Source organism: Rothia terrae (assembly GCF_014705925.2).
Lineage (GTDB): Bacteria > Actinomycetota > Actinomycetes > Actinomycetales > Micrococcaceae > Rothia > Rothia terrae.
Genome location: NZ_CP061539.1, coordinates 2,136,574 through 2,148,418 on the forward strand (window position 1 = coordinate 2,136,574; position 11,845 = coordinate 2,148,418).

An 11,845-nucleotide genomic window follows, 5' to 3' on the forward strand; every position below is an offset into this window, starting at 1 on the left:
TTATCCTTAGTGTTCGTAAAGTGCTTGCGCCAAAACCAAATCAAGCGGAGTAGTAACTTTGAAGGCATCCGCATGACCGGCAACGGTCAAAACCCGCATACCTAACGTTTCAATCAGCATCGCATCATCAGTGACAGTTTCTGCTTCTTCAGGCGACAAACTAGATAAATCAGAATAGGCATCGAGCAAGGTCGCAAGGTCAAACCCTTGAGGTGTCTGAACAGCGCGGAGCTCTGATCGAGCAGGTGTTCCCGTCACGACCTGTTTCACATCCACGCTCTTAATGGTGTCAACCACGGGAACCACAGGAATAACAGCCTTTTCCCCCGCTACCAATGCTTCTGCCACGTTCTTGAACGAACTCACCGGAGCAAAACAACGGGCAGCATCGTGTACAAGGACGCTCGTGGCAGGAGACTCAGAGAACCCGGTTTGAAGAGGAGCTTCGTTTAGCACTGACAGGGCTGCCGTCACTGACTCTGAACGAGTAGCACCGCCCTCAACTGCCAGCGCGCCAAACCGCTCACAGACCTGTCGAAGCACTGTATCGCCTGCGGGAACCGTCACAACCACTCGAGATGCGATGCCCGCAGCAATAACGCCCTCAAGAGCCCACTGCAACAGCGTCTTGCCCGCGACCTCGACAGCAGCTTTGGGAATACCGCGTCCAAGCCTCGACCCAGAACCTGCCGCCACAACAATAACGGCGAAGACCGCTTCAGTATCAGAAGCGGTCTTCGCCGTATCATTCAAAAACTTTGATTCACTCACATCAAGTGAGCTTACCGGATTTAGACGTTCTCGAGAATCTTATCGAGTTCAGCTTCAGCAGCTTCTTCGTCAATATCCTTTGCCAAAGCAACCTCAGATGAAAGAATCTGACGTGCTTTCGCCAGCATGCGCTTTTCACCCGCAGAAAGCCCGCGGTCATTTTCACGACGCCACAAATCACGAACAACCTCAGCGACCTTCAAAACATCGCCGGATGCAAGCTTTTCAACGTTCGCCTTGTAACGACGCGACCAGTTGGCGGCTTCTTCGGTGTCGGTAGCCTGCAGAACATCGATTACTTCTTGCAAACCAACTTCGTCGACAACGTCGCGCATACCGACCATGTCCACATTCTCAGCGGGTACCTCAATCACAAGATCGCCCTGTGCAACCTTGAGTTTCAGGTACATTTTTTCTTCGCCTCGGATCGTGCGCATCTTAATTTCTTCAATAGTTGCAGCACCGTGGTGAGGGTATACGACTGTTTCGCCAACCTCAAAAAGCATATGGATAAACCCCTTTCAGCCTATCCATTCTAGCACGGAGATTTTTAAGGCTGTATATAGGTTTCTCGCAGAGAATAGCTACTCACAATATCGCTACCTACTCGATAGGCCGAATTCGCCCACTTATTTCCCGCGTCAAACACATGAAATTTAGAGCGCGCATAAAGACGTTTCGTCGATAAACCGGTAGACTTTAGAAGAAAACGTACACATCATTTGTCTTGTCAGCGCTAAAGCACACACTCGTTTTACCTTCTCTAAGGAAAACACTGCGCCGTCAAGACTTTTGCTTCACACCACCTTGCAAGGAGTACGAGCCGTGAAGAACGCTGCTTCGAAGACCGCAAAGCGTGCGAGCGCAACCGTAGCTCTCGCAGCTGCCCTACTCGCAACCACCGGCTGTGGTTACATCTACACCCAGCCCACCACCTTGATTTACGATGCAAGCGACGGTGTCTCATTCACCATGTGGCCCAAGGGTCAGCGCGTGGACGTTCGCAACATCATGGTTATTTCTGAGGGCAAAGGCCAGCCCGGACGCGTTCTGGGTACTGTATACAACCTGGGTGAGACAGACCAGACTGTGAATTTCAAGGCTGGCGACCAGAACTTCTCTATCAAGGTTCCCGCAGGTAAGCACATCAAGCTCGAAGACAATGCGAACCAGGTTATTGTGAACACCGTTTCACAGCAGCCCGGCGAGCTCATTGAATCTGTAGCTACCATCGGTCAGACCGAAGAAGCGTTCAACCTTCCCGTTCTCGACGGCTCACTGGAAGAATACGCACCCTACCTGCCTAACGCAGCGTCCTCTTCTTCAGCATCGGAATCAGCAGCCGCTGACTTCGAGGCAGAAGAAAACACCACCGCTGATCAGTCAATGGCACCGGCTACTTCACCGGCTTCAACCGCTACTCCTTCAGCATCATCAACGAACTAGCATAGTTTGAAATAACGAATGCGCCGGGTATGTTACCCGGCGCATTCGTGTATCTACTGAAATTCTTTGCTAAAGCTTATGCCTCGAACTTGTACCCGAGGCCGCGCACCGTTACAACATAGCGCGGGCTTGAGGGGTCTGGCTCGACCTTTGAGCGCAAACGCTTGATATGAACGTCAAGCGTCTTGGTGTCACCTACGTAATCAGAACCCCACACTCGGTCAATGAGCTGCGAGCGGGTGAGCACGCGTCCGGTATTACGAAGAAGCATCTCAAGTAGCTCGAACTCTTTGAGCGGCATAGGAACGGTTTCGCCATTCACCGTCACGATATGACGTTCGATGTCCATACGCACGGGACCGCCCTCAATAGCTGAGTCAGCGGTTTCTTCTGGCTCTGCTCCCCGACGACGCAACACTGCGCGGACGCGGGCAATGAGCTCTCGCGCGGAATACGGCTTAGTAACGTAGTCGTCTGCACCGAGTTCTAGACCGAGCACCTTATCAATTTCTGAATCTTTAGCGGTCAACATGATGATAGGCACCGCGGAAGTTGCACGAATCTGCTTGCAAACTTCCATACCGGACTGCCCAGGAAGCATGACATCCAACAGCACGAGATCCGCACCAGCACGCTCAAACTCGGTGACCGCGTCGATACCGTTATCGACGACTTGAACGTCGAACCCTTCGCGTCCCAGCATAAATGCAAGCGGTTCGCTCAATGATTCTTCGTCTTCAACAACCAAGATTCTGGTCATTACAGTCCTTTATGTACAGGGCAGCAGAAACTGCCGATGGATTGATGTTGTTATTCTACGTAGAGATTCCTAAGCAGGAGCGGAGGTCTCTAACAAGTCTTGTTCTGTGACGCGGTCTACCGCTGGGATAGAGAGGGTAAAGGTAGAGCCTTCACCGGGAACCGACCACAAAGTAATTTCGCCGCTGTGCTGCGCTACCACGTGTTTGACGATGCTTAGCCCCAGCCCGGTTCCACCTGTTTGACGGGAACGTGCGGGGTCAACGCGGTAAAACCTTTCAAAGATGCGGTCCTGCTCGTCCTCAGGGATACCGGGACCTTGATCCTTAATAGAAATCTTGATGGCATCATCACGCTGGGTAATGCCGATACCGACTTTAGTGTTCTCTGGTGAGTAACGGATGGCGTTTTCAATCAGATTGCGCACCGCTGTTCCCAGCAGCTCGCGGTCGCCGTATACAGGACGCGTCGCTGAGCCACCCACCTGGAGCTGGATTGACTTGTCTTCAGCCGTCAGACGGTTTCGGTCAACGGATTCTGCCACCAGATTATTGATATCTACCAACTGGGACTGGCGGACAACGTCGGTGGACTGCAAACGAGAGAGCTCGATAATGTCCTGCACGAGTGCACTCAACCGTTTAGCTTCTTTTTGGAGCTTCTTCGTAAAGTGCGCAACCGCCTCTGGGTCATCGGCTGAGGCCTCAATAGCCTCGCTCATCAAGCTCACCGCACCCACGGGGGTCTTCAGCTCGTGCGACACATTCGCCACAAAGTCGCTTCGCACCGCCTGTGCGCGTGCGATCTCAGTGCGGTCATCTGCCAGCACCAAGATGTACTCATCGCCCACCGGCGCAACCCGCAAATCAACGACCAATTGATGACGCTTACTGGGGCCACCACGCGTAATGTGAATCTCGCGCTCCTGGATAATACCCTTAGCGCGCACCGTGTGAATCATCTTGATGAGATCATCAGAAATCACTGTATGACCACGCACCAAACCCATAGCGTACGCACCGGGCGACGCCTGCACAACGCCATCGACGGCGTCCACCACAACATAGGCTCTGCCAATAACAGCCAGAACTTCAGCGGCACCGTCAGAGAGAGTTGGCTCCTCGACATCTGCCCAGCCCGCTCGCTCACGGTCACTTTTACGCACTGCCCACAGGCTGACAAATCCCAGAGCCAACCCGATAACACCAGAAATAATTGCAAGTAGGGTTGGATTCACCCCTTTAGCTTATGCACAGACGACCTGAAATCCCAATAAAACCTCAGGCTTTTAGTAACGGTTCAGCTAACGTTCACCTCGATACATCTTGCTGTTTACACGAACCTGCAAAAATCGGTATGAGATGCTGAGCATTTTTGTACACAAAATGCTCCTTAAGAAAAACCTTCATGAAAGGACGCTTGAAACCGTGCGCAAAGTCTTTCAGACAGAACTCCAACACGTCAACGAAGAACTCACCCAGATTGCAACCCTGGTAGAGCAAGCTCTCATCCAGGCCAGCTCATCGTTCCTCAACGCTGATGTTCAAGAGGCAGAAGAAGTTATCTCAAATGACGCCCGCATCGACTTTTTGCAAAACCAGTTGGACGAGCGTTCTATCGACATTCTCGCTTTGCAGGGTCCCGTCGCATCCGACCTGCGCATGATTGTGGGAACCCTGCGCATGAGCTCTTCGCTGGAGCGTATGGGCGATCTTGCCCGCCACGTTGCCCAAATCGCTCGTATGCGTTTTCCCGACAAAGCACTGCCAGATTCCATCGTGCCGATTTTTGAAGAAATCATTGAATGCGACAAGAAAATCATCAAGAACGTTATCCAGCTTCTTGAGACTCGCGACCTCGCGTACGTTGATGCTATTTCAACCGCTAAGATCCGCATCAATGAACTACACCAGAGTGTCTTTGACGCTCTAGCAGCTGAAGAGTGGGGCCACAACGCCCAGGTAACAATAGATGTCACCCTTGCCTCCCGCTACCTCGAACGATTCGGTGACCACGGCGTTTCTGTAGCACGCAAGGTAACCTACTTGGTCACCGGCGACTGGAACACGCTTTCATAAGCACGACGCTAATTCTGTAGCGGTTCATCGATAAACACTCAGGGGTGGCAGGTTACGACCTACCGCCCCTGAGCTATATCTCAAGAAAATTCAGCGCACCTTTTCCGGCACCAGCTGAAGTTTGTGGGAGCCTCTTTCCCTACCTCTCAAACTCAAGAGCCTTCACGCCGGCAGTGCGCTCAATCCACGGCACGAACGGCGCTAACTGCATACTTCCGGATACCTCGTTCGGGTAGAAATCTGCAACATGAGAGCCCGTCACGTTGACACCCACTAACTGGTCGTTGACGAAGAAAGGTCCACCGGAATCTCCGTGGTTCGATATTCCATCAATGCCTTTGAGCTTGTAACAGTATTCCAGTACCTATCGTGACCGGTATACACCTGCTCCACCTGCGCACGACGCAACCAGTCCATTGTTTTTCCCTCAAACCCGCGTCCGTAACCGTAGATAAATCCAGTCTGGCCAGCGGTGAATTTGTGGTTCTTGGCGAGCCGTGCATAGTTCGGCAACTTGTGAGAGGCACTCAGACGGATCAAAGCTAAGTCGGCATCATTTGACTCCACGTAATTCTGAGAAGAGATAGCCTGCCCCGGGTTCTGCTTGTCATTGGAGTAGAAAACGGAGATACCGTCGGGAGTCTTCGCATCCTCGGTGCAGTGCGCAGCGGTGAGCACCCACTCGGCGTTGAGAGCCGTTCCCGTGCAACGGGTTGGCTTTTTGCCCTCGTCTTGGGGAATAACCAGTTGAACGATATAGGGCGAATTAGTCTTTTCGCCGCCGGTGATGGCGAAGGACGCTGGTGCTCATCGCTAATGTTTTGCGGGCAAAGGAACTTTTATGTATTGAATTATTGAGAACCATTCTCAAATTATAGAACTAGGAACGCACCTCAACACAATAAAAAAGCAGTGTCTCTCATTTTCACTGGAGAAAATGAGAGACACTGCTTTTGAGATAAAAAGCTCTACGCCTTACTTCTTACCCTGGTTAGCAACAGCCTTGATGGCTTCCTTAGCTGCCTCGGGGTCAAGGTACTCGCCAGCCTTGGTGGGCTTGAAGTTCTCGTCCAGCTCGTAGTACAACGGAATACCGGTAGGAATGTTAACCCCTACGATGTCATCGTCTGAGATGCCTTCGAGGTTCTTAACCAGTGCACGCAGTGAGTTACCGTGTGCAGCAACCAGAACGGTCTTGCCTGACTCGAGATCGGGCTTGATGTCTGACTCCCAGTAAGGAAGCATGCGCTCAAGAACGTCCTTCAAGCACTCGGTGCGAGGAGCGTTCTCAATGTCAGCGTAACGAGGATCGTTAGCCTGTGAGAACTCATCGTTGTCATCGATAGCAGGAGGTGGCACGTCGTATGAGCGACGCCAAGTCATGAACTGCTCTTCACCGTACTTCTCAAGGGTCTCAGCCTTGTCCTTGCCCTGAAGCGCACCGTAGTGGCGCTCGTTCAAGCGCCAGTTGCGCTTTACGGGAATCCACAGGCGGTCTGCTGCATCCAGCGCCAGGTTAGCGGTGTTAATAGCGCGACGCTGCAGTGAAGTGTGTACAACATCGGGAAGGATGCCGCGCTCCTTGAGAAGCTCGCCACCTCGCTTAGCTTCTGCCTGGCCCTTTTCGGTGAGTGCAACATCTACCCAACCGGTGAAAAGGTTCTTTTCGTTCCAGTCTGACTGTCCGTGACGGAGCAATACTAATTTATAAGTCATGGACTCATTATCTCACTGAAACCCCACACAATGGAAGTAAAACCAACCTTAAATCCAAACAAACGCCACACGTTTTAAAAAGACTTACCCCGCCCGAAATTGCCGTTTGGAGTATAAAACATACCCACCATGGCGATTTCACACGGGGTAAAGCTACTAAAAATAAAGGACGCTAGCGGCGGCGGCGCACAGCCACAGCGGGGCGGACGTCCGCTAAAAACACACCGGCAGCGGTCGCTGCAATCAGCGTAATAAACAGCGACGAATGACCGATTCGAGCAACCATCAAAAGATTCAGCACAAGCGCTACAGCACTTGCACCGGTTACTGCCATCCAGAATTTCTTGGTGCGCTTAAAAGCTGACTCGTACGCGTAATCGGTAGCTCGCAAAGCCTCAATGAAGGCATAAACTCCCATGCCACAAAAAATTGCGGCCATTGCGAACTCAACAACTAGCTGAACATAGTAAATAAGAAGAAGAGGACTCACAGAACTAATCTACCGTTTACTTGCCCAGTACCGAAAGTGCGCGGGTGAGGTCAGCGTAGAGATCCTCAACATCTTCAATGCCCACGGACAGACGCAACAGGGACTCAGGGATAGAGTGCGGCTCAGCACCGTGACGACGACGACGCTCCACTAGAGATTCCACACCGCCCAAGCTAGTTGCCGGCGTCCAAATCTTCAAAGCTTTAACGACCTCATCGGTTTGCGCGGCATCCGCATCGAGGGTGATAGACAGAACCGACCCGAAAAGATTCATCTGCGCGGCCGCACGTTCATAGCCCGGATCGCTTTCAAGACCGGGGTAACGCACAGCGCGAACCGCCGGATGCTCGCTCAAACGCCGCGCCAACACCAGTGCAGAGTCAGATGCCTGTTTGACGCGAAGCGCCATGGTACGCACACCGCGAAGGCCCAGCCACGCCTCAAAAGGACCGGCAATTGCGCCGTTCGTCGTGCGATGCGCGTGCATTGCCGCGCGCAAAACCTCGTGAGAAGTCACCGCAATACCCAACAACACATCGGAGTGACCGGCAATCGACTTGGTCGCTGAATGAACAACAACATCTGCACCGAGAGTCAGCGGCTGCTGACCCAGCGGAGTAGCGAACGTATTATCAACGGCACTGACAATTCCAAGACGCTTTGCGGCACTCAAAATCGCGGGCAAGTCACCCACCTCGAGCATGGGATTGGTGGGGCTTTCCATCCAGAGAAGCACCTTCGGCGCCGCGTAGTTAACGTTCTCAGGCGTCGTACCGCGTTCAGCAGCCGCAGCCTCAAGCTCAGCAATCACAGACTCAGTATTCTCAAGGTCTAAACGCACCAGCTTGGCAATACCGCGAGCCTCAAGATTCTTAGCCAAAGTAACAGATGCCATGTAAGTGTGGGCTGGCATCAAAATGGTAGAGCCAACAGGCACAAGATCTTGAACCGCAGCAATCGCAGCCATACCTGAGGCAAACACCAATCCCGGCAAGGTGGCACCTTCAAGATCAGCGATAACCGCTTCAAGACCGTCCCAACTATCGTTAGAAAAACGGGCGTAGGTGTTGATATCAGAACTACCCAGCTGATAGAAGGTCGAAGACATCGTAATGGGCGGGTTCACCGGCGCATTTTCAACGTGCGCAGGACGCCCACCGGCAACGACGCGCGTCTGCGGGGATAGGTTGTTCTCAAGATTATTCTGTTCACTCATGTATTTACTGTAAGACAGGTAGCGTGTGCAATGCGATGAAAGCTCAATAAATGTTCATGCGGCAGGCCGAGTAACGAAGCCACGGCAACAAAACCCGGGCGCAGCGTCCTCGCCTGTTCTTGATACCCTTAACAGCGTGAACAACGCGCTCAACTTTGAACCAAACACCGCAGACAACCGTGACTACCCCGGACTCTTTATCGTCTTTGAAGGCGGTGACGGCTCGGGTAAATCAACGCAGGTTAAGCTACTCGCTGAGGCCCTGAAGAACACGCATCCTGATATCGTCGTTACCCGCGAGCCCGGCGGCACAGATATTGGCGAGAAGCTTCGCTCCCTCGTGCTCGAACACGGTCACGGCGAGGTGGACGCCCACACTGAGGCTCTTATTTTTGCGGCGTCTCGCGCGGCACTGGCTCACCAGCTGATTCAACCTACGCTAGAGCGCGGCGGCATCGTTCTATGCGATCGCTACATTGATTCTTCTGCCGCCTATCAGGGCGCAGGACGCCAACTGGGCATCGAAAACGTAGTCAATTTGAGCCTGTGGGCAACCGAGAACCTCACCCCCGATCTCACCATTTTGTTGGATATTCCGTTGGATGCAGGACGCGCGCGCACCGATGCTCGCGGGGCAGCTGACCGCATGGAATCAGAGCCCGATACGTTCCACACTGTTCTCCACCAGACCTTTAGTACCCTTGCGGCTCAGAACCCTGAACGATACGCCGTCATCGATGGCACTGGAAGCATCGCCGAAGTTCATGCCCAAGTACTATCAGCCGTGCACACTAAACTTCAGGAGCAAGAATGAGCGTGTGGGAATCCCTGATCGGCCAGGGCGCCGTAGTTGAGCAGTTGCGCCGCGCCGCCGCTCTAGACACCCCCACTCATGCCTGGCTTTTTAGCGGCCCCGCAGGTTCAGGACGCGAGGACGCGGCACTCGCCTTCGCTGCCGCTCTTTTGTGCGACCAGCCCAACCCCGCCGATCGCGGATGCGGGCAGTGTAAGTCCTGCACCACCGTGCTCGGCGGCAGCCACGCCGACCTCACGCGTTTTCGAACTCAAAACGTGAGCATCAAAATTGAAGAAGCCCGCGAACTAGTCACCCGCGCGCAGGACCGTCCCTCCGTAGGACGCTGGCGCGTCATCATTCTCGAAGATACAAACCGTATGCCGGAGAGAACCTCCAATGTGCTGCTCAAAGCAATCGAAGAGCCACCACCCCATACCATCTGGTTGCTCACTTCACCGAGCGCATCCGACGTTCTCATCACTATCCGCTCACGCTGCCGACCGGTAAAGCTGAGGATTCCCCCGGTTGCTGATATCGCATCTTTGCTGATTACCCGGCACGGAGTTGAGCCGGCACTCGCTGAACACGCCGCACGACTTTCTCAAGGCAACATTGAAACCGCTTTGCGCCTGTCTACCAGCACCGATGCCGCCGACGCCCGCGCACGCCGCGAAGAGGTAGTGGGTATTCCTTTGCGTCTGCGCTCAGTATCAGCAGCAATTGGCGCAGCCGACCGCCTGATTACCATTGCTGAAGAAGAAGCCGACGCGGACGCGTCCTCCCGCAACGAAGCCGAATTGCAGGCACTCCGCGACGCTTTAGGCATTGCTGAAGGCGAGCGCGTTACTCCGGCGATGCGAGCTCAAGTTCGTCAGCTTGAAGAGGATCAAAAACGCCGAGCACGCCGTATTCAAACCGATACGCTCGACCGTTTTTTGGTGGATTTGCAGACGTTTTACCGCGATGTGCTCACCCTTCAGCTGGGGACAGGCGCGCAGTTGGTGAACGCGCATCTTGCGCAGCAACTCACGCAGTACGCGGGTGATACCCGCCCCGAAACAACGCTGGCACACCTTGACACCATCGCGGTTACCCGACGCCGCATCACCACGAACGCCAGCGCACGGCTCATGTTCGAGGCAATGATGACAGCGCTGATGAAGCGGTAGAGCATCATCATGTGTAAGTTCAAGAAGGTCTTACAAGGAAAAGAGCTTTATCTAGATATCCCTCATCAGCTCATCAGTGAAGACATACGTACTTTACTTGAGCTTGAAGTAGAAGAGTTCTCGACTGTTTTCGGATGCGAAGTTTATTTTCAAAAACCACCCGCTTATGCTCCGCGTTGGATTTTTCGACCTCGTCACCAAGGTATGGATGCCGCAGAATTAGAGTGGTCTCCGGGTACAAAAGCTCTAATTTCGTATGCAGACAATGAAGACGATGCACTTCAAACGTTTAGTCTTTTGCACACTCTTGCTCGTACTGATAAAAACTCGGTGGAATACAGCCCTCCGTGTACTACGCAAGAAGCTGCATATTTAATACGCGATGAAGTTCTCAATACTTTTCCCTCTTTCGAGCTACGAAAGATTAACCCCGTGCAGTGGGCCAAACAGTTTGATGAACCTGCCCCAAAGGATTGGAATGAATTCAAGTATTGGGCGCAGAAATTAATTGCTCAATTGCAGGATGCACACACATCAATCATCGAAAATCGTTTCTCGGGATTTGTCCCTCCTTACAGAGGCCGTCTCTATGAAACGGGCATCATTCTGGATAGGGTGCCTTTCAACAGTGATGCTGACCAAGCAGGTGTAGCACCCGGGTGGACGGTTAGAGTCGAAGATTCCCTGCGTTGGCTTACGACAACTGGTGCTACACCTCAGCAATACCGTCAGATAGCTGCTAGAAAAGCATTAACGGTAAACCATGATTATCAACGATTTACCGCTTTTAGCCCGAACGGTTCTCAACAGATTTCGTGGGATGAGAATCCGCAACAACTCATTCTCAGGGATATAGTTGACGTCATTCAGATGGATGATTGTATTACCTATATAGGGCTACGCTCTTTTTCACCTGTGCCGGGGCTTTTATCTCTCTTTAAAGACGTCTGCGCAAGCTCCTCAGAATATTCACATATGCTTCTAGATCTCCGAGGCAACGTGGGTGGAAGTATAGTATTAGCGCGCGAACTTCAGTCCCTTTTCTTGCGTGAAAAAACGCAGATTGGTTCAGCCTCATTCACTGACGGATGCGGACATCTCGGACCAGTATTCGCTCGGTACACTTGTCCTTCTTCAAACGCGCGATGGCTCGGAACACTCGAGATTCTGATTGACTCCATGACATACAGTGCAACAGAAGATTTTATCCTTGGGTTGAAGGGGCTTTCCCACGTTTCTGTTCGCGGCGAACGCACCGGTGGTGGTAGCGGACGTCCCCGCTCAGTGCCCATAGGGCCAGACCTTTCACTTCGTATTAGCACCGCTATAACCTTTGAGAAAGGTGGTTCTCCCGTTGAGCATTTCGGTATCGAACCAGATGTTGCAGAGCCACTGAGCTAAGTG

14 protein-coding genes are annotated in these 11,845 nt (G+C 52.8%); 5 read left to right on the forward strand and 9 right to left on the reverse strand.

Annotation, left to right across the window (positions count from 1 at the left end; all coding sequences use genetic code 11):
- Positions 1-6 precede the first annotated feature (6 nt).
- Together ispD and IDM49_RS09760 are read right to left on the reverse strand one after the other, a co-directional pair.
- Entirely contained in the window at positions 7-771 is a 765-nt protein-coding gene (ispD, locus tag IDM49_RS09755) for a 2-C-methyl-D-erythritol 4-phosphate cytidylyltransferase (protein WP_228008080.1), read from the reverse strand.
- Positions 772-791: 20 nt separating this feature from the next.
- Positions 792-1,277: a CarD family transcriptional regulator gene (locus IDM49_RS09760; protein ID WP_168614220.1), complete on the reverse strand. Its 486-nt coding sequence runs from the start codon at positions 1,275-1,277 to the stop codon at positions 792-794.
- A gap of 319 nt (positions 1,278-1,596) precedes the next feature.
- Between IDM49_RS09760 and IDM49_RS09765 the strand changes: the two genes are divergently transcribed.
- Positions 1,597-2,217: a hypothetical protein gene (locus IDM49_RS09765; protein WP_190724367.1), complete on the forward strand. Its 621-nt coding sequence runs from the start codon at positions 1,597-1,599 to the stop codon at positions 2,215-2,217.
- Positions 2,218-2,293: 76 nt separating this feature from the next.
- Here IDM49_RS09765 and IDM49_RS09770 read toward each other — a convergent pair whose 3' ends face one another.
- Both IDM49_RS09770 and IDM49_RS09775 read right to left on the reverse strand, forming a co-directional pair.
- Positions 2,294-2,977, reverse strand: a complete 684-nt coding sequence (locus IDM49_RS09770; RefSeq protein WP_168614218.1) for a response regulator transcription factor — start codon at positions 2,975-2,977, stop codon at positions 2,294-2,296.
- Between the two features lie 69 nt (positions 2,978-3,046).
- On the reverse strand, positions 3,047-4,213 hold the full coding sequence (locus IDM49_RS09775) for a sensor histidine kinase (protein ID WP_168614217.1): 1,167 nt from the start codon (positions 4,211-4,213) through the stop codon (positions 3,047-3,049).
- 190 nt (positions 4,214-4,403) lie between these two features.
- Here IDM49_RS09775 and phoU point away from each other — a divergent pair, with 190 nt between their 5' ends.
- The gene (phoU, locus tag IDM49_RS09780) at positions 4,404-5,054 is read left to right on the forward strand and encodes a phosphate signaling complex protein PhoU (RefSeq protein ID WP_168614216.1); all 651 of its coding nucleotides are present in this window, start codon (positions 4,404-4,406) and stop codon (positions 5,052-5,054) included.
- Positions 5,055-5,193: 139 nt separating this feature from the next.
- Here the strand turns inward: phoU and IDM49_RS12425 are convergent, their stop codons facing one another.
- The 5 genes from IDM49_RS12425 to IDM49_RS09805 form a co-directional block, all read right to left on the reverse strand.
- On the reverse strand, positions 5,194-5,328 hold the full coding sequence (locus IDM49_RS12425) for a hypothetical protein (protein ID WP_343947464.1): 135 nt from the start codon (positions 5,326-5,328) through the stop codon (positions 5,194-5,196).
- Complete coding sequence (locus tag IDM49_RS09790) at positions 5,328-5,843, reverse strand: trypsin-like serine protease (protein WP_190725482.1); 516 nt, start codon at positions 5,841-5,843, stop codon at positions 5,328-5,330. Before IDM49_RS09790 ends, IDM49_RS12425 begins: the two co-directional genes overlap by 1 nt.
- 186 nt (positions 5,844-6,029) lie before the next feature.
- Positions 6,030-6,770, reverse strand: coding sequence for a phosphoglyceromutase (locus tag IDM49_RS09795; RefSeq protein WP_168614215.1), 741 nt, complete (start codon positions 6,768-6,770; stop codon positions 6,030-6,032).
- A 172-nt stretch (positions 6,771-6,942) separates the two neighbouring features.
- Positions 6,943-7,260 carry a DUF2516 family protein gene (locus tag IDM49_RS09800; protein WP_190724368.1) on the reverse strand — a complete coding sequence of 106 codons (318 nt, stop codon included), beginning with the start codon at positions 7,258-7,260 and terminating at the stop codon, positions 6,943-6,945.
- 16 nt (positions 7,261-7,276) lie between these two features.
- Positions 7,277-8,476, reverse strand: a complete 1,200-nt coding sequence (locus IDM49_RS09805) for a trans-sulfuration enzyme family protein (protein WP_190724369.1) — start codon at positions 8,474-8,476, stop codon at positions 7,277-7,279.
- Between the two features lie 25 nt (positions 8,477-8,501).
- Here IDM49_RS09805 and tmk point away from each other — a divergent pair, with 25 nt between their 5' ends.
- Genes tmk through IDM49_RS09820 form a run of 3 tightly spaced genes read left to right on the forward strand, consistent with a single transcriptional unit; the run spans position 8,502 to position 11,842 of the window.
- Positions 8,502-9,290: a dTMP kinase gene (gene tmk, locus IDM49_RS09810; RefSeq protein WP_228008081.1), complete on the forward strand. Its 789-nt coding sequence runs from the start codon at positions 8,502-8,504 to the stop codon at positions 9,288-9,290.
- The gene (locus tag IDM49_RS09815) at positions 9,287-10,441 is read left to right on the forward strand and encodes a DNA polymerase III subunit delta' (protein ID WP_190724370.1); all 1,155 of its coding nucleotides are present in this window, start codon (positions 9,287-9,289) and stop codon (positions 10,439-10,441) included. The genes tmk and IDM49_RS09815 overlap by 4 nt, the downstream gene beginning before the upstream one ends.
- A 9-nt stretch (positions 10,442-10,450) precedes the next feature.
- Positions 10,451-11,842, forward strand: coding sequence for a S41 family peptidase (locus IDM49_RS09820; protein WP_190724371.1), 1,392 nt, complete (start codon positions 10,451-10,453; stop codon positions 11,840-11,842).
- Positions 11,843-11,845: the final 3 nt, after the last annotated feature.